9 protein-coding genes are annotated in these 18,746 nt (G+C 64.2%); 3 read left to right on the top strand and 6 right to left on the bottom strand.

Annotation, left to right across the window (positions count from 1 at the left end; all coding sequences use genetic code 11):
* Position 1 precedes the first annotated feature (1 nt).
* Positions 2 to 1,669, top strand: coding sequence for a T9SS type A sorting domain-containing protein (locus R2834_17675; GenBank protein MEZ4702169.1), 1,668 nt, complete (start codon positions 2 to 4; stop codon positions 1,667 to 1,669).
* Between the two features lie 113 nt (positions 1,670 to 1,782).
* Here the strand turns inward: R2834_17675 and gyrA are convergent, their stop codons facing one another.
* The 4 genes from gyrA to R2834_17655 form a co-directional block, all read right to left on the bottom strand.
* A complete protein-coding gene (gyrA, locus tag R2834_17670; protein MEZ4702168.1) occupies positions 1,783 to 4,404 on the bottom strand; it encodes a DNA gyrase subunit A in 2,622 nt (873 codons plus the stop codon).
* Between the two features lie 417 nt (positions 4,405 to 4,821).
* Positions 4,822 to 5,541 carry a response regulator transcription factor gene (locus tag R2834_17665; protein MEZ4702167.1) on the bottom strand — a complete coding sequence of 240 codons (720 nt, stop codon included), beginning with the start codon at positions 5,539 to 5,541 and terminating at the stop codon, positions 4,822 to 4,824.
* Between the two features lie 4 nt (positions 5,542 to 5,545).
* A complete protein-coding gene (locus R2834_17660) occupies positions 5,546 to 6,979 on the bottom strand; it encodes a response regulator (GenBank protein MEZ4702166.1) in 1,434 nt (477 codons plus the stop codon).
* A gap of 40 nt (positions 6,980 to 7,019) precedes the next feature.
* On the bottom strand, positions 7,020 to 9,425 hold the full coding sequence (locus R2834_17655) for a PAS domain S-box protein (protein MEZ4702165.1): 2,406 nt from the start codon (positions 9,423 to 9,425) through the stop codon (positions 7,020 to 7,022).
* Between the two features lie 400 nt (positions 9,426 to 9,825).
* Here R2834_17655 and R2834_17650 point away from each other — a divergent pair, with 400 nt between their 5' ends.
* Positions 9,826 to 10,701 carry a glycerophosphodiester phosphodiesterase gene (locus R2834_17650; GenBank protein ID MEZ4702164.1) on the top strand — a complete coding sequence of 292 codons (876 nt, stop codon included), beginning with the start codon at positions 9,826 to 9,828 and terminating at the stop codon, positions 10,699 to 10,701.
* A 121-nt stretch (positions 10,702 to 10,822) separates the two neighbouring features.
* Positions 10,823 to 11,116: a NifU family protein gene (locus tag R2834_17645; GenBank protein ID MEZ4702163.1), complete on the top strand. Its 294-nt coding sequence runs from the start codon at positions 10,823 to 10,825 to the stop codon at positions 11,114 to 11,116.
* Here R2834_17645 and R2834_17640 read toward each other — a convergent pair.
* Both R2834_17640 and R2834_17635 read right to left on the bottom strand, forming a co-directional pair.
* On the bottom strand, positions 11,102 to 11,710 hold the full coding sequence (locus R2834_17640) for a hypothetical protein (protein MEZ4702162.1): 609 nt from the start codon (positions 11,708 to 11,710) through the stop codon (positions 11,102 to 11,104). The two genes, R2834_17645 and R2834_17640, sit on opposite strands and share 15 nt — an antisense overlap.
* A 167-nt stretch (positions 11,711 to 11,877) precedes the next feature.
* Entirely contained in the window at positions 11,878 to 18,726 is a 6,849-nt protein-coding gene (locus R2834_17635) for a DUF5666 domain-containing protein (protein MEZ4702161.1), read from the bottom strand.
* Positions 18,727 to 18,746 lie beyond the last annotated feature (20 nt).

Here is an 18,746-nt window from a genome sequence, read left to right as displayed (position 1 = left end):
CATGCGACGAACTTTTTTGCCGGCGCTGTTGCTTGCCAGCGCCACGCTTGTGCCTGTCCAGGCGCAATCCCTGACGTCCGCCCAGGCCCGATACCACATCGCCCCTCCGCCTGAAGCGGTCTGTATTCTCAAAGCCGTACCCGAAGATCTGGGCGTTTCGTTCGGCCCCCGCACGACGCCGGGCAAAGCCGGCGCGGCGTCGGCTACGTTCAGCGTCAACTACCTCGATGCGGCCATGGACGACCCCTGGCCCCAGGAAGCCAAGGATGCCTTCGACTATGCGCTGGGCATCTGGGCCACGCACATCGAGTCGGCCGTGCCCATCGCCGTCGATGCGACGTGGGCCGGCCTCGGTGGGTGCGATCTCAACCAGAGCGTGACGCTCGGATCCGCCGGTCCCACGTTTTTCATCAGCGACTTCGGCGCCGGCGAGGCGGACACCTACTACCCGATCGCCCAGGTCGAGGCCATGATCGGATCCAACTTCGTCCCCGGATCCGCCGACATCATCGCCCGCTTCAACCGGGCCTGCGACGACCCGGGGTCCCCGCTCTGGTATTTCGGCACCGACGCCAACCCCGGCCCGAACCAGGTGGATTTCGTCAGCGTGGTGCTCCACGAAATCGGCCACGGGCTCGGCTTCACGGGCACGGCGGACGTCGATGACGGCCTCGGAAGCGGCGGCTCCATCGAATGCGACGGCACCGCCGGCCATGGCTGCTTCTCCGACCCGCCCAGCATCTACGACCGTTTCACGACGAACGCCGCCACGTCGGGCGTTTCGTTGCTCGAGACGGGCTCCTTCCCGATGAACTCGACGACGCTCGGTGACGCCCTCCAGGGCGGATCGGGCGCCGGCGTCTTTTTCGACGGCCCCGCCGCCCGCTATGCTCACGGCGCCGGCGGCCCGAGGCTCTTCGCGCCGGCGGAATGGGATGCCGGATCGAGCTTCGCGCACCTCGACGAGTCGTCGTTCCATAACACGGCGAACGCCCTCATGACGCCGGCGCTGAACAGCAACGAGGCGGTCCATCTGCCGGGCCCGATCGTCTGCGGCATCTTTCAGGACATGGGGTGGCCGCTGGGCAGCGACTGCCTCGACCTCCTCCCCGTAGAGCTGACGCGCTTCGAGGCCATCGCCAACGGGCGCTCCGCCCGGTTGACCTGGAGTACGGCCAGCGAAACGAACAACGCCGGCTTTGAGGTCGAGTACCGCACGACGGACGGCGCGTTCGCCTCGCTCGGGTTTGTCCCCGGCGCCGGCACGACGTCCGAACCCCGTTCGTATGCCTTCACGACACCCCGGCTGACGCCCGGCAGCCACCGTTTCCGGCTCCGCCAGGTCGATTTCGACGGAGGCTTCACCTACAGCCGCGAGCGCGACGTGACCATCCTGGCCACCGAAGCCTACGAGGTGTCCGCCGCCTTCCCGAACCCGTTTAACCCGCAGACCCAGCTTACCGTGGCGGTGCAATCCGCCCAGCGCGTGCGCGTCTCGCTGTACAATGTGCTCGGGGCCCGCGTCCTCGACCTGGAAGACGCGCCGCTCGACGCCAACCGGTCACATACGTTCACCCTCGACGCCGCCGGCCTTCCCAGCGGTCTCTACCTCGTCCGCGTTATCGGCGAGACGTTTACCGACACGCAGACCGTGACGCTGCTGAAGTAGCGTTACCGCCCGGCGATGGGCGAGCGCGCAGGTATGCCATGCAAAAAAGGGTAGAGGACGGGACAATGCGCCCGGCCTCTACCCTTTTCCGTATCAAGCCCTGTGCTCGCGGCCTACGCTTCCGCTTCGTCGGCCTCCGGCGCATCGTCCGGAGCCGGGTCATCGTCGCCGGCCGGCAGGACGCCTTCCACGCCTTCGATCGCCTCTTCGTCCTCGAAGAACGCGATGCGGGTCACGTCGGCGATGGCATCCTGATCGCGGATGCTGATCAGGCGCACGCCCTGCGTGTTGCGGCCCAGCATGCGGATCGCGGCGACGTCCATGCGGATCATGATGCCGTTCGTCGTCACGATCATCAGGTCGTCCGTGTCGTGGACGCCCTTGAGGGAAACGAGCGGCCCCGTCTTCGGCGTGGTCTTCATCGTCAGGATGCCCTTGCCGCCGCGGCTCTGGATGCGGTAGTCGTCGAGCGGACTCCGTTTGCCGTATCCGTTGGCGCTGATCGCGAGCACGGAACGGTCGTCGTCGTTCTCGAACACCGTCATGCCCACCACCTGTTCGTTCGCCTGGAGCGCGATGCCGCGCACGCCGCGCGTGTTGCGGCCCATCGGCCGGGCGTCGTTCTCGTGGAACCGGACACTGCGTCCGCTCGAGGAGGCAATGAGGATGTGCGCGTCGCCGCCGGTGATCTGGGCTTCGAGGAGCTGGTCGCCCTCGTCGATCGCGATGGCGATGATGCCGTCGATGCGAGGCCGGCTGAACGCCTCGAGCGAGGTTTTCTTGACCTGCCCCTTGAGCGTGGCCATCATCACGAAATGGCTGTTGAGGAACTCGTCCGACTGGAAGTCCGGCTTGCTGACGGCGAGCACGGCGCGGATGCGGTCTTCGGGCGACGTCTGGATGAGATTCCGGATGGAGCGTCCCTTGCTGGTGCGTCCGCCCTCCGGGATTTCGAAGACCCGCAGCCAGTAGCACTTACCATGGTCGGTGAAGAACAGCAGATAGTCGTGGTTGAACGACGTGAAGAGGTGCTCCACGAAGTCCTCGTCGCGCATCCCGCTGCCCCGCTGCCCGACGCCGCCGCGACCCTGCTGGCGGAATTCGGACGTGCTGGTGCGTTTGATCAGGCCCTGATGGGATATCGTCACCACCACCTGGTCGGCCTCGATGAGGTCCTCGATGATGATGTCGCCCCCACCCGTGTAGTCGATGTCCGTCCGCCGCGCGTCGCCGTATTTTTCCTTGATGACGAGCAGTTCATCCTTGATGATCTGCATCCGCAGTTCGCGGCTGTCGAGGATGCCCTTGAGGCGGTCGATTTCGGCGAGGACGTCGCGCAGTTCGTCTTCGATCTTCTGGCGCTCGAGGCCGGTGAGCCGGCTCAGGCGCAGGTCCAGAATCGCCTGGGCCTGGATCTCGGAGAGTTCGAAGAGCGGATTGCCGTGTGTGGGCAGGCCGAAGCGTTCGAGCTGCGCCGGCGTGAGCTGCTCGGGGAAGACCCCCTGCATCAGGTTCGTCCGCGCGGCGTCGGTATCCGGCGAGTAGCGGATGATCGTGATCACCGCGTCGAGGTGGTCGAGCGCGATGACGAGGCCGCGGAGGACGTGCGCCCGTTCCTCGGCCTTGCGCAGTTCGTACTGGGTCCGGCGAACGACGACCTCGTGGCGGTGGTCGACGTAGTGCCGGATCATGTCCTTCAGATTCAGCGTCCGCGGCCGGCCGTCCACCAGCGCCACGACGTTGACGCCGAAGGTCTGCTGACAGGCCGTGAATTTGTAGAGCTGATTCTGAACCACGAGCGGGACGGCGTCCCGCTTGAGTTCGACGACCACGCGCATGCCGTCGCGGTCGCTTTCGTCGCGGAGGTCGCTGATGCCCTCGATGCGTTTCTCGCGGACGAGAAAGGCGATCTTTTCGAGCAGGGCGCTCTTGTTGACCTGGTAGGGGATCTCGTCGATGATGAGCGCGGCGCGCCCGCCGGCCATCTCTTCTTCCCGGATCTTGGCCCGGATGACGACGCGCCCACGCCCCGTGAGGTAGGCGCTCTGAACCCCGGCATATCCATAGATCGTGCCCCCGGTCGGAAAGTCCGGCGCCGGGATGAAGTTCATCAGCTCCTTGATCTCGATGTCGTTGTTGTCGATATAGGCGACGATGCCGTCGACGACTTCACCGAGGTTGTGGGGCGGGATCTTGGTGGCCATGCCGACGGCGATGCCGTCGGTGCCGTTGACGAGCAGGTTCGGGATGGCCGCCGGCAACACCTGCGGCTCCATCAGCGAGCCGTCGAAGTTTTCCTGGAAATCGACCGTCTCCTTGCCGATATCCTTCAGCATCTCGTCGGCGAGACGCGTCATGCGGGCTTCGGTGTATCGCATGGCGGCGGCCGAGTCGCCGTCGACGGAGCCGAAGTTGCCCTGGCCGTCGACGAGCGGGTAGCGCATCGAGAAGTCCTGCGCCATGCGGACCATCGTGTCGTACACCGCCGAGTCGCCATGCGGGTGGTACTTACCCAGCACTTCACCGACGATACGCGCGCTTTTTTTGTACGCCGCGCCCGGCGTCATCCCCAGTTCGCTCATCCCGTAGAGCACGCGCCGGTGCACCGGCTTGAGGCCGTCGCGCACATCGGGGAGGGCCCGGCTCACGATGACCGACATCGAATAATCGATGTACGAGGACTTCATCTCGTCCTCGATGTTGATCGGGATGATCCGATTCTGATCTTGCTCCATAAACCTTCAATCGAGTCAGCTTCGCCGGCGCCTCCACGACGCATCGAAAAGCCTGACAGAGCGAGCCGGCGGCAGGCATCCTCCTGCTCCCTCCTCCTCCCCGGCACTCAGGGGAGGCACTCAGGGAAATGCAGGAAAAAAGCGGGATTCTTGCCCGATTACGCCACAGCGTGAGGCGGCCGTTACGTGCTCGCAAAAAAGCTGCACAGCAAACGCCCGGAGCGGGGATTTGATCCGTTTTTGTGGGATATCCGGCGAGCCCGCGAAACGGGTCCCGCGCGGGGCCGGATGGGCGCCGACACAGGCGGTTCGGGACGCCTCTGACCGGGGGCGGGGGGAGGGCACGACCTATCGTGCCCCTATGAACCCGGATGCATCCTGAAAGCTGAAACCTCGATCCTCAAACCGCGAACCCTTTCACATCTTCCGGGTGCTCTTGACCCATTCGGCGGCGTAACGCGCCAGTTCGGCCGCGTCCTTCAGCAGGATTTTCTGTTTGAGTCGCGCTTTGTAGGATTCGACGGTCTTGGTGCTCAGCGTCAGCTTTTCGGCGATGTGGCGGGTGCGGTAGCCTTCGCCGATCATGCGAAGGACCTCCAGCTCGCGGTTGCTGAGGCGATCCACGGGCGAGGCATGGTCCGCGCCGCCGGAGAGCAGCTTGAGGATCTTGGAGGCCGCCTGGTCGCTCACGTACACCTCGCCGCGAAGCACGCGCCGGATGGCGTGGATCACGTTGCGCGGGTCCTCCTGCTTCATGACGTAGCCGCGCGCGCCGGCGCGGAGCGCGCGCTCGGCGTACAGACTCTCGTCATGCATCGAGAGCATCAACACGGGCAAATCGGGATACTGCGCCTTCACGTTGCGCACGAGATCCATCCCGTTGATCCCCTCCATCTGGATGTCGACGATCACGAGGTCCGGCGAAGCCTGTTCGATCGCCGTCATGGCCTCGAATCCGTCGGACGCCTCGGCGCAGACGGTCATGTCGCGCTCCTGGTTGATGAACTGGGCGAGGCCCTGCCGAACGATGGGGTGGTCGTCGACCACGAGAATGCGTTTGCGAATCGGCTCCTTCGTCGGAATGGAAGCGGATATCGCTACGGTATCGTAGGAGCTGTGCTGCATGGATCCATACATGGGCTTAAGAGGTGACAGGTTCTTCAGTATGCGCTAAAACACCTGGATATACAAGACTGCAAAGCACGAGCGTACCGCCTTGTTCTCGGTTTCGGATATTTAGCATGGCGTTAATCATCTGCGCGCGGAAGGCCATGATCCGCAGGCCCATGCCTTCCCGGGCCCTGTCGGCGGTCGTGATGCCGGCTCCGTTGTCCCGAACCGCCAGCAACAGCTGATCGCCGTCCTGATTCAGTTCGATGTTCACGTGCGTGGCACCGCTGTGCTTGATCGCATTGTTGACGGCTTCCTGGCAGATGCGGTACAGATGGGTGGCTACCGTTTCATCCCACAGGGGGGTGTCCAGATGGCAATCGGCGGTGCAATGGATGCTGGCCATCTGTTCGGTATTGGCGGCCAGATCCTCCAGCGCGCGGACGATGCCGGTGCCGGAGAGGTCGACCGTGACGAGGCCGCGCGCGAGGATGCGGGCCTGGGATTTCGTGTCGTTCACCAGTTCGGCGATCGTCATCGCGGCGCGGGCGGCATCCTCGTCCAGTTCCTGCAGCTTGCGTTCGAGGCTGCGCGCCATGAACGCGAGGCCGGTCAGCTGCTGGCCGAGGCCGTCGTGCAGGTCCCGCCCGATGCGGCGCTGCTCGCGTTCGCTTATCTCGACGAGTTCGCGTTCGAGCCGGCGCGTCTCCGTGATGTCGCGCTGAACGGATACATAATGGGTGATCCGGCCGGTGTCGTCGCGGACCGGGGAGATCTGCCAGCGGACGAGGAAGCGGCTCCGGTCCTTCTTGTACAGCACGATCTCCGCCGAAAAGGCGTCGCCGCGCACCAGATGGCTTCGCATCTCCGTGAGCACGTCGCGATTCGTCTCGGGCCCCTCGAAGATGTCCAGCGGCTGGTTCATCAGCTCGTCGGTCGCGTAGCCGGCCATCGCGGCCATGCTCTCGTTCGCGTAGACGATGTGCGTGCTGTCGTCGTCGAGATCCGCGGTCGTGATAAACATCCCTTCTCCGGAACTGCGGACCGCCGTGGCCAGCAGCCGGCGCTGCTCCTCCGCTTCCTTGTGCGCCAGGATGTTGTGCACGCGCCGCTCGGCGACGGCGAGGCGGACGTTCATCAGCTTCTGCGCGATCGGCTTGGCGATGTAATCGTCCGCGCCGGCCTCGAGCACCGCTTCGAGATGCTCGGGCTCGTTCATGGCCGTCACGACCAGCACGATGCTGAAGGGCCCCTGCGGGGAGTTGCGCACGTTGCGGCAGAGATCCAGGCCGCTCATCCCGGGCAACATCCAGTCCAGCAGCAACAGGGGATAAAAACCTTTCTGATAGGCCTCCCAGGCCTTCTCCGCGTCCGAGAAGGAGTCCACCGTATGCCCGCGCGACTCGACGATGCGCACGAGGAATCGCTGGGTGATCTGGTCGTCTTCGACGAGTAGGACGCGCATGAACTTCCGGGGCTGAGTGCTTACGTGAGAAAAATGCCGGCTACGAACGACTGGAGGGTTCGAGTACCTGCGATATCACCTGATAGAGTTCCTTTTTCGTGAGGGGCTTGCCCAGGTACCCATCGAATCCCTGCGACAGGAAGCGTTCGCGGTCCCCCGCGATGGCATAGGCGGTTAGCGCCACGACGGGCACCTGCTCGTATTGCGAGAGGTGACGCAGCGCGCGGAGGGCATCCACCCCGGTGCGATTCCCGCCCAGGTTGATGTCCATGAGCACGATGTCGAACTGCTGACGCCGGGCGGCATCGAGCGCCTGGTCCTCGCGCGAGGTGAGGGCCACCTCGTATTTCTCGGAGAGAAATTTCTGCAGCAGCACCCGCGCGTCGCGGTTGTCCTCGAGCACGAGCACGCGCGGCCGGCTCCGGCTGATGCCGCTGCCCCGGTACCGCATGGCGGCGTCCGACACGTCGATCGGCGCATCCGCCACCCGTTCCATGGGCAGCAACACCGTGAAGACACTGCCGTGGCCGGGGTTGCTCTCCACCTGGATGGCTCCCCCCATGAAGGCCACGAGGCGTTTCGTGATCGTCAAGCCCAGCCCGTTCCCCTCGAACGAGCGCGCCATGCCGGTGCTCTCCTGCCGAAAGGCGTCGAAGACGTAAGGCAGGAAACCGGTCTCGATCCCGATACCGGTGTCCTCGACGCGAATCTCGACCTCCTTGCCGCGGGGTTGCATCGTCACATGGATGCCCCCCTCCCGCGTAAACTTGATGGCGTTGCTGACCAGGTTGTTGATGATCCGGTCGAGACTCGTGCGATCGACCACGGCGCGGATGTCCTGGTAATCGGAGGCGAAGGTGAGAAAAAGCCCTTTTTCCTCGACCTGCATCGCCAGCTGCGACACCAGCGCCTCCACCTCGTCGACGATATTGACCTCCTGCGGCTTCACCTTGAGCGTGCCCGACTCGAGCATCGAGAGGTCGAGGATGGAGTTCAGGGTCTGCAGCAACCTATGCCCGCTCTGTTCGATGAGTTCGATCAGCTCCCGGTGTTCTTCCGACACCTCCTCGGCCAGGATCGACGCAAAGCCGATGATCCCGGTCAACGGCGTGCGGATCTCGTGGCTCATGTTCGTCAGGAACGACGATTTGAGCAGGGTCATCTCCTCCGCCTTGCTCCGCGCCGCGATCAGCTCCTCTTCCGTCTTTTTGCGTTTGGAGATGTCCTCTACCAGAAAAATGAAATATTCGAGTTCGTCGTTTTCCTTGCGCAGGGCCGTGGCGACGACGCTGCCCCAGGCATAGGCCCCGTCCTTCCGCTGCAGCCGCTTCTCCATATGGAAGCGGTCCATCTCGCCGTCGTGCACCTGCTGCACGAAGTGATTGTAGATGGTCAGATCCTCGCTGTACGTCAGGTCGCGGCACGTGAACCGGGTGAGTTCCGCGGCCGAGTACTGGAGCATGTGCTGGAAGGCCGGATTGGTGGTGATGAGCCGGGTATCCGGCGTGGCGATCGCGATCCCGATGCCGGCGCGGTCGAAAACCGCCTGAAAGCGCTGTTCGCTGCGGGCCAGGGCGTTCTCGGCCAGCTTCTGCTCCGTGATGTCGTGCAACACGGCCTGGACGACGGACCGGCCGTCGATCAGCAGCGGAACGCAGCGGGAACGCACGATACGCTCCTCGCCGTCCTCGCGCCGCAGCCGGTGCTCGATGGTCGGGATCGTTCGGCCGGCCTCGACCATCCCCATCGCGCGCCGCACGTCGGCGGCATGCTCCGGGAAAAAGAAATCGTAGATCGAGCGGTCGTGCAGGGTCGCAGGGTCGACCGTCCCGAGCAGCGTGGCGCACGCCGGGTTGACGTGCACGATGTTGCCGTATTGCAGGATGGCGATCGGCTCGGGATGGTTCTCGACGAGCTTCCGCCAGGGGCTGCTCACGGGGATGCCCGGGCCGGCCTGATCCAGTTCGCGGATCTCGCGGATCGACCGGAAGCTGAGCACCGCGAACGCCCACCCGCCGGCGCCGCCCCGCAGCAGGGTGATCGAGGCCATCGTCTTGAGCAGGCCGCCGGCCCGATCGCGCTGCACGACCTCGCCGGACCATGCGCCGTCCGTCAGCACCTTCCCCAACGGCGTCGCGTCGTCGTCAAACGGGTACCACGTGGGGAGGACGTCGTCGATCATGCGACCGACCGCCTCGGCCGGCGTCCACCCGAACAGGCGCTCGGCGGACGGATTCCACTGCAGGATCCGCCCCGTAACATCCACCACGACCACGGCGTCGCTCAGGTAGAGGAAGACGTGCTCGAGTCCGTGATGGGGCTGACCGGCAGGCGCGTCCAGCGATTCCTCGGCGACTACGGACTGTGGGCCGCCGTCACCGCCGGCGAGGCCTCGTTCTGCATTGAAGAGATGCGCAAACTGGAATTGCGGACGTGATCGTTCCATACTCGACTTTCCTGCTATGGAAACTACCGAATATCATGATGTCCCCCGTCGCGCGGCGAACAGGGAGATAATGAGCGACACAGACATGGCGGAAGACGTGCTTCGGATAACCGCACCAATGTTCCGGGCCGCACACGGGATGCGAACCATCGGATACCCACCCGCTGGAGGGATTTGAGGAGCGCAATATACTGATAGGCTGGCTCTCGTGCGGCGGATGTATGTAAACGATAAGCTAACATAGATAAAAAACTTTTTCTTATTTGCAAGCAGTCTTCAGATTTAGCGTGGTCTTTTTATATTTCACGGATCAGACCGAAACACATCTGACATGAACCGCGGGATAATCGCCGTATTTTGCTTTCTTTCCTTTGCCTGCAACCGCGGGATCTCTTTACCTATGGCCGATACGACTACCCCCTTTCCCCTTCCGGCATTCGATCTACAGGGACATCGCGGCGCGCGGGGCCTGCTACCGGAAAACACTATTCCCGCCTTTTTGAAAGCGCTGGACATCGGTGTTACCACGCTCGAGATGGATGTGGTGATCTCGAAAGACCTGCAGGTCGTGGTTTCGCACGATCCCTGGTTCTCGTCGGAGATCTGCACGCGACCGGACGGACAGCCTGTGCCGCCGGATCAGCGCGAGGCGTACAAATTGTTTGAGATGACCTATAAGGAGATCGCCCGGTACGATTGCGGGAGCAGGGGGAATCCGCGCTTCCCCGGGCAGGAACCCATGCGGGTTGTTAAGCCATTACTAAAAGATGTCATCGCGGCCGCGGAGGCTTACGTACAGGCGCATAACCTCCCAGCGATTTTTTACAACATCGAGACCAAGTCCACGCCCCGGACCGACCGCATCTACCACCCGGAGCCGGCGCTCTTCACCGAACTGCTCTACGACGTACTCTCGGAAGCCGGCATCACCCAGCGCGCCACCATCCAGTCGTTCGACGTGCGCACGCTCCGCGTGGCGCGCCGGCTCGACCCGCACCTGCGCGTCGCCCTCCTCGTCAGCGCCGACGAGGACCGGGGCTTTCGCGGCAACATCGACGCGCTCGGCTTTGCGCCCGACATCTACAGCCCGCAGTTCACGCTGGTCGACGAAGCGCTCGTCGCCGAGGCCCACGCCCGGCAGATCGCCGTCATCCCCTGGACCATCAACGCCCTCGAGGACATGCAGCGCCTCAAGGCGCTCGGCATCGACGGACTCATTACCGACTTTCCGGATATCGGCATCGCGCTCCTGAACGAAGACGGCTCGTCCATGTGACGCCTTCGCAACGAGCCCGCGGCGCGGCGATCTTTTTTTGGCCGGCCCAGTAAAACGAACACCGGCCAAAACCCGCGCCCTCAGACCAGGCGCACCCCGAGCCGGCAAACCCTCTAAGACTATGATGCCAGACCCTATTGAGGACCGCGACGCCAACCCCGCCGCGGACGCCGCCCTCCGACAGCAGATCGAGGAAGCGCTCGACATGATCCGGCCCTACTTGATGGCGGACGGCGGTTCTGTGCGTCTGTTGAACATCACGGCAGACCACGTCGTCGAGCTGGAATTGCTCGGCGCCTGCGGGACCTGCCCCATGAGCACCATGACGCTCCGCGCCGGCATCGAGCAGGCGCTCAAGCGCACCATTCCGCAAATCTCCCGCGTCGAGGCCATCAGCGCCTCAGCCGCCGCCTGAACCCGCCCCGCCGGGGCGCTCCACGCGGACGGTCCAGAACGGCAGAAAAAACCACCGGCAACGGGCATCGCGCGTCAGGGAAGCCCCGGGTTCCAACGTCAGTTCCACCAGCATCGGCGACTCCGTGCCGGGCGTCAGCGGCACCCCCAGTTCGATGGGCCGGTCGCGCGGCATCGTCAGCGGCCCCCCGGCGTTGGCATCGTACAGCACGAACACGTCGCTCAGCACCAGCCCCAGCGAATCGTACGGCTGCGGAGGCACCCGCGTCGAGAAGATCGTCTTGCTGCCCGGCCGGCGCGACGCGGTGATGTCGAAGCTGTTCAGATCGGCCGGATAACTCGTCCAATCCCCTCCGCGCGGTTTAAAACGGACCTCCTCGACCCGAAACCGCAGCGCCCGGGCATCGGCCGGCAGGGCGGTATCACCAACCCGCACATCGATCGTGAGCAGCGCCATCTGCCCCGCGGCCTCGCCGCTCCGCCCGGTCAGATGCGCCGGCTGGGGAGGGGATGTCTGGATCTGGCGCGTACCGCCGCAGCCGGCGAGCACCAGGCAACAGAGGTACGCGAACGAAGTGACGAACGATCGGATCATGGCGCGTGCTGGATAGGATAAGCGGGGGCACCAAGATACGACATCGGCGGGACGTGGAACGAAACAGGCCGGCCGCCCCGAAGAGCAGCCGGCCTGCGATATCGTCTTCAAGGCCGAGAGGCCTTGAAGCCCCTTGAAGGCCCCGCGGGACCTTCAAGGGCAACAGGTTACTTCACGAGCACCATCCGGCGCGTCATCACCCGATCGCCGAGATCGAGGCGATAGAGGTACACGCCCGAGGCCACCGGGATGCCGGCCGCGTTACGGCCGTTCCACTGCACGTCGTACGTGCCGGCGGGCATCTCCGCCGCGACGAGCGTCTGCACTTCACGTCCGACCACGTCGTAGACCTTCAGCACGACCCGCGCGTTCTGCGGCAGCGCAAAACGGATGGTCGTCACCGGGTTGAACGGGTTCGGATAGTTCTGATGCAGTTCGAACGTCTCCGGCAGGGTCTCCTCTTCGTTCGCCGTCGGCGACGAGTCGGAGTTGTCGAGCTCGTATTCGCCCGAGCCTTCCGCGTCGATGATCTTCACCTTCGACACGAGGACGGCCGAGCCGGCTACCTTGCCAACCACACTGCCGTCCGAGCCCGCGACGCCGCGAACCTCCACATACTGCCCATCGCCCAGGTTCTCGAGGTCGAGCTGCGCGTTTTCGTCGCCCAGCACGATCGTGTTCTCGTCAACCCGGTACGTGGTGCCGAACATCGTGAACTGATCGCCCTCGATGTCGCCGATTTCACCCTGGCTGAGCGACACGTTCTGGATAGAAACGCGCTTCAACAGGATGGAACCGTTCGGCTGGCCTTCGGCGATGACCGACACCGTCTGTCCTTCGACAAAGGCATCGACCGTCGTCTCCTCGCCGTCGAGCCCGTAGAAGAGGGACTCTTCGTTGATAAAGAAGAAGACGTTCATCACTTCGAGCACGCTGGCGCTCACGGAGACGATCGGACCTTCGACGCGGATGTCGGTCGCATCCTCGCCCAGCTGCTGAACCTGGAGCGCGACGAGGTCGTCGCCGGCCAGGAGCAGACCGCGGACGCGGACGGCATCACCCACGGAGAAGTTGTCCATCGTGATCGGGTTCTTGTCGACATCGTAGAACACCGTGTTCGGGATCACCTGGAAGCGGCGACCCAGCACCACGAACAGCTGGCCGAATGCGGCTTCCACGGTGCCGGTGAGCACCACTTCGTCTTCGATGCGCGGCAGCAACTCGATCTTCGTGGCCACCGGCACGCCGCCGGCGCCCGGAACGAAGGTCAGGTTGATCGTCTGACCCGCCACCAGATCGCCGAGCGAGATGTCCTCGCCGTCGGCGTCGAGGATCTCGGTCGTGACGTCGACCGTCACTTCGAGACCGGCGATATCGATCGTCGACGAGCCGATATCGGTCAGCGTACCCGTCAACTTCTGATCGCGCGGACGCGCCGTGATGGTGCGCGCCAGATAGACGCCTTCACTCTCCTCGATCGCGTGCACTTCGACGCGCATCCGCTCGAAGAGGTCTTCGAACGTCATCGCGTTGCCCAGCGGATCCTCCATGATGGTTTCGTCATCCACCCGGAAGGTGTAGCCGCGCATCGTGAACGAATCGTTGCCGAGCGTAGCGATGCGATCGACCAGCGTCTTTTCGTCGCGAATCAGGTCGAAGACCTGGACGAAACGAGCCAGCAACGCATCGCCGTCGCCTTCGAGCGCGACCACATCCACGTTGTTGTTGTTCTGGATGGTCGACGGATCGAGCGGCCGGCTGTTGCCGTCCAGCACGAACGTCTGCGCGTCGAAACGCACCTCGATACCGGCCAGCTCGAAGCGGTCGCTACCCAGGTTGCTGACGATGCCGCGTATATCCAGCGCCACGCGCGGGTCCATGTTGAACACCTGGACCTTGCGCGCCACGAGGCGATTGGTGGCGTCCACGCCGCCTTCGACCTCGACAATGAGGCCGGCGAAGAGGTTCTCGACCGAGATATTGCCTACATCAGGCGCCACGACGTGCGTCGTTTCCGTGAGGAAGATGCGCACGCCGGCGACGGTGAAGGCATCCCGACCGATCTCGGAGAGTGCACCCGTCAGGTGGAACGTCTCCTGCTCCGGCACGCGCACTTCCGCGCGCCAGCCTTCGATCTTGCCGTCCGGCTGCAGCCATCCCCAAACCTGGAGGTTGGCGCCCACCTTGAGCCCATCGAACGAGATCGGTTCATACTGCGAACCCACGATATCGGCCTGATCGTTCAGATAGATCTTGTGGTCGCGGATGACGAGCAACCGCTGGCTCTTGTCGGCTTCGACGAGCGAGCCGGCGATGCGGACGTTGCGGTCCTCGTTGCCGCTGGACACGTAGATCCAGCGAACACGGTAGGTCCCGTCTTCGAGCGGCGTACCGGTGATGCCGACGATCAGGCCGGCTTCGAGGTCGGCAGCCGGGAAAGGCTTGCCGTCGCCGCCATCGATCCAGGTATCCGGGCCGAGGACGAACGAGATGCCGCGCACGACGATCGTCGAGCCATCGACTTCCGTGATGGCGCCGCGGAGTTCGAGTTCGCGGTTCTCGGCGCCGACGCTCTCCACGCGCCAGGCGCGGATGCGGCCGCCATCTTCGTAGAACCCGAAGACGCGCACGTTCTGATCGACCTTGAGGTCGAGGAACGGAATGCGTTCAAAGGATTCATTGATGATGTCGGCGTATTCCTCCACGATCACCTTGCGACCGTAGATCGTCAGCGACCGCTTCGTGCGGTCGAGCGCCGTAATGACGCCGCTCAGGTTGGCCCCGCGGTCTTCCTGGCCGGCGCCCAGCTGCATCCACTGCGCGCGGAAGGTGCCCTCGGTTGCCGGCATCGCGAGCACGCGAACCAGCGCTCCGGGGGTCAACTTCTCGGGGCTCAGCTGGAACCCGCGTTCGTCCTGGATGAACGTGCGGTCATCCACGGCGATCACAAAGCCACGGATCGTCACGAAACCGGCTTCCACGGCATCCACCACGCCACGGAACTCGAGCTGCTCGAGGTCGGCGGCGAACGCCTCCACGTTATAGGCCAGAACGACACCGTCGCGGTTGAGGCTGCCGAATACCGTCACCATCTGGCCGTCGACCAGCTGGTCGGGCGTAATCGGCTCGTAGCCTTCGCCCACGATATTGACATATTCCCCATAAGTCACCTGCCGGCCCAACAGCATGAAGCCGTCGATCGACACGTCCGAGATGGTGCCGCGCATGCGGACCTGCTCGTCCTGTTCCTGGTTCTCGATGTTGATCCGCGCGGCCAGGATGTCTCCTGCCTCGTTCGGCTTGCCAACGATCGAGATCTTCAGACCGAGCGCCAGATCGCCAAATTCGGCCGGCGCTCCCTCGAAGGTGTTGATGAACGTGTTCTGGGTGTAGATGAACGCCGTACCATTGACATAGATCAGGTCACCGTCGAGCGACGAGATCGCGCCGCGCAGTTCGATTTCGCGCGCATCCGTACCGAAGCGCTGCGCGAAATGGCCTTGCACCGATTCGGCTTCGAACATATCGCCCGAGACCTGCACGAAATCGCCATCCTGCAGCGTGGTCACATCCACCGGCTGGTAGTTCTCGTCCACCACGGTGGCCCACTCGGCCATCGCCACGCGGAGACCCCACACGTAGAAGTCGGGCGCCGCCACCATCTCGACCGGACCGACCATGTCGACATGGACGCGATCGATCTGCAGGAAGACGACGGTCGCCGTCAGCACGCCCGTGTCGTCGAGCTCACCCGAAATCGACACGAACTGACCGGGCTGGAGCGTGGTCAGATCGACCTGCGAGCCATCCTCCGCCGTGAAGAAGGTCACGTCCGACGTGAGGAACGGCACGTTTTCCACGAACACCAGATCGCCCTGAACGCCGGATACGCGACCCCAGAGGTCGAGACCCGGGCGTTCGCCCGAGCGGAGTTCGATGCGGAAGGCATCGATGCCGCCGTCGGGACGGAGCGTGCCGGACACCACGACGCCCTGGTTGAGGACGAGGTCGGCCAGGGCCATCGGCTGATAGTCCTGGTTCAACACTTCGGTATTCATCGTGGTGAAGATCTGCCGGCCGCGGATGCGGATCACGTCGCCGTTGATTTCGGCGATCTCGCCCCGCATGCTGACCTGGCCGCGCTCGTCGCGCAGGCTGACGCTGACGGCGACGAGGGCGCCGTTTTCATCCGGCACGCCGAAGACTTCGACCGCCATGCCTTCCGCCAGGTCGAACGCGTTGACGCGCTTGCCGGCGAACGGCCCGAACGACATCTGCGCACGGCGGGCCGCGGCGCTCTTGGAGGCGACATCGCCGCTGCCGGGCTCGAACGTGTTTTCGTTGCCGAAATACTGCGTCTGTTCCGTCAGCAGGAACGAGAAGCCGCCCACCTCGAGGGTGACGCCATCATAGGCCGAGACCGATCCCAGCAATTTGATGTGCGAGGTGGCCTCACCGCGCAGCTCCACCGAGTTCGCGAGAATGCGGCCGTCGTCCTGATAGACGCCGTAGACATTCACGCGCGCGCCCTGCAGCACGGTGGTCGGATCGATCGGCTGGTAATACTGATCGTGGAAGTGGGTGTACGTGTTGAACACCACCTCGTTGCCTCCCCAGAGGGTGAGGCCGAACTCATCGATGGCCTCGACGTCGCCGCTCACCCGGACGCTACGGTCCTCCTGGCGCGGAACGAAGATGCGATCGACGACGAAGGAGCCGTCCTCCTGGGCCAGGCCCACGATCGAGACATAGAGGCCGTCCTGGAGGTCGACGAGGTTCAGCTCGCCCTCCTCGCCGAACACCTTGGAGAACTGCGAGAAGACGAACGGCACGCCGCCCACCGTCACGACATCGCCCTCCACGGCGCCGATGAGGCCCCAGAACTCGATCTCTTCACGCTCCTTCCCGTTGAGCACCACGGTATTCGCCCTGATGCCGTCGCCCTGGAAGACGCCGTATACGTCGACGGCCCGGCTCTCGGCCAGGTCCTCGAACGTCAACGGCTCCCACTGGCGGTCGACGATCTGCGCGAAGGGCTCCAGCGAAATGAGCTGCCCGAGCACCGAGAAGCCGGCGTCGGTCAGGTTTTCGATCAAGCCGCTGATGCGCATCCCCTCGTCCTTGTTCTCGGGCACGCGCACGACGTCCACGTCCCATCCGCCGGCGGCGTTGGGAACGCTGACCACTTCGACGATCATGCCGACCTTCACATCCTCACGCGTGAGCGGCTGGTTGAAACCGAGCTCGAAACGCGAGTTTTCCGTCAACACGAACGGCACGTCCCACACCGTGACGCCGGCGTCGGTCATCGCGGTGACCGGGCCGAACAGCGAGAACTGATCGCGCGCGACCAGCCGGAATTCCACCTGATGGGCGCGAATCTGCCCGTCTTCGATAAACTCGCCAAACACCATCACGAGCTGGCCGTCGGCCAGGTCCTCGATGGCGATCTGCTCGTATTTCTCGTTGAACAGCGGCGTGTATTCGTCGATCGTGATCGACCAGCCGCGGATCGTGAACCCGCTATCGGACACGTTTTCGACTTCGCCGCTGAGCCGGACAAACCGGTCGTCGCCGGATTCGATCAGGATGTGCTCCGCCGTGAGGCCGCTCGTGCCCGCTGCGCCGACGACGCCGACGATGCGAACGATGAGGCCCTTCTGGAGGTCTTCAACCGCCGCCGCGGCGCGCTTGCCGGCCGGCTTGCATTCGCCCGTCACAGGGTCGCACACCGGCGGGCAGTCGCCCATCGCGGGGTCACACACCGGCGGGCAGTCGCCCATCGCGGGGTCGCACATCGGCGGGCAGTCGCCCATCGCGGGGTCGCACACCGGCGGGCAGTCGCCCATTGCGGGGTCGCACACCGGCGGGCAGTCGCCCATCGCGGGGTCGCACATCGGCGGGCAGTCGCCCATCGCGGGGTCGCACACCGGCGGGCAGTCGCCCATCGCGGGGTCGCACACCGGCGGGCATTCACCCGTTACCGGGTCGCACACCGTGCCGCAGTCCTGCACGTTCGGATCGCAGATCGGAGGGCAATCGCCCTTCGCGGGATCGCAGGATCCGCCGCCCGGAAAGCCGTTGTCCGCCAGCCGCTCGATCACCGTTGCGTCGGTGATCTTGAACTGGAAGCCCTGTATGGTGATCAGGTCGCCGTCGAGCGCCGTCACCCGGCCGCGTACTTCGAGCTCGGGCTGCACCGCGCGCCGAAACTCGACGAAGTGCGCCTGCACCGTGCCGTCGTCCAGGAAGTCGCCGAAGACGCGCACGAGCTGGCCGACGTTGAAGCCACCGCCGTTGCCGGAGGCGTCGCCGCCGATGCCGGTGAACTCGGTAACCGCGATCGTCAGGCCCCGCACCACGAACGTCTGGCTGGCCTCATCGACTTCCGCGATGCGACCGCTCACATTGACGAAGCGGGGAACGTCAAACGGGCCAAGCACGCGAACGCTCTTGGCCAGCAGGGTACCCTGTTCGGTAAGCACGACACGGGTTTCGACGCCGTAATTGACCTGCACGTCATCGAACGAACCCTGTCCTTCGGGAGGAGGGGGTTGCGGATTCGGGTTGCGCGGGTCGCCGAAGTAGAAGACTTCGAAATGCGTTTCGTCGTCGACCAGAACCGTCTGACCGAGCATCACGAACGTCCCGTCTCCCTTTTCCTGGACGAGGCCGCGCATCTCGACGCCGGCGACTTGCTCGCCCGGATCGCCGATGCGAAGGAAGAGACGCACGTTGAACGTGCTGCCGGTCTTGTCCCGAATCTCGGCTTCCCAGTTCCAAAAATAGTCGACCAGTTCGAGGTCGTCCACGGCCACCTTGCCGGAATACGAGCCGTCGAAGTTGTTGTCGAACCCGCCCTCGTAGAACGCCTCGCCCTCACGGGAGATGAGCCTGTAGGCGCTGTACTCCACGCTGGAGTAGTCTACTTCTGACGCATCGACTTTCATGTAAATCGTGTCGCCAGGGGCAAATTCCCGGTCCTCCGTAGAGAAATCCGGTTGCCTGGATAACATCAGGTTGCTCTGAGCCTGCA

This window comes from Rhodothermales bacterium, from assembly GCA_041391505.1.
In the GTDB taxonomy this organism is placed as follows: Bacteria; Bacteroidota; Rhodothermia; order Rhodothermales; family JAHQVL01; genus JAWKNW01.
Note: the sequence above shows the minus strand (reverse complement) of the source record. Positions and strands in the feature narration are given on the sequence as shown.

Excerpts from the sequence above, each read along its gene's own strand:
- R2834_17660 (MEZ4702166.1), bottom strand. The coding sequence starts at position 6,979 with ATGCGCGTCCTACTCGTCGAAGACGACCAGATCACCCAGCGATTCCTC.
- R2834_17640 (MEZ4702162.1), bottom strand. The coding sequence starts at position 11,710 with ATGATCCGATCGTTCGTCACTTCGTTCGCGTACCTCTGTTGCCTGGTG.
- R2834_17665 (MEZ4702167.1), bottom strand. The coding sequence starts at position 5,541 with ATGTATGGATCCATGCAGCACAGCTCCTACGATACCGTAGCGATATCC.
- R2834_17635 (MEZ4702161.1), bottom strand. The coding sequence starts at position 18,726 with ATGTTATCCAGGCAACCGGATTTCTCTACGGAGGACCGGGAATTTGCC.
- R2834_17675 (MEZ4702169.1), top strand. The coding sequence starts at position 2 with ATGCGACGAACTTTTTTGCCGGCGCTGTTGCTTGCCAGCGCCACGCTT.
- gyrA (MEZ4702168.1), bottom strand. The coding sequence starts at position 4,404 with ATGGAGCAAGATCAGAATCGGATCATCCCGATCAACATCGAGGACGAG.
- R2834_17645 (MEZ4702163.1), top strand. The coding sequence starts at position 10,823 with ATGATGCCAGACCCTATTGAGGACCGCGACGCCAACCCCGCCGCGGAC.
- R2834_17655 (MEZ4702165.1), bottom strand. The coding sequence starts at position 9,425 with ATGGAACGATCACGTCCGCAATTCCAGTTTGCGCATCTCTTCAATGCA.
- R2834_17650 (MEZ4702164.1), top strand. The coding sequence starts at position 9,826 with ATGGCCGATACGACTACCCCCTTTCCCCTTCCGGCATTCGATCTACAG.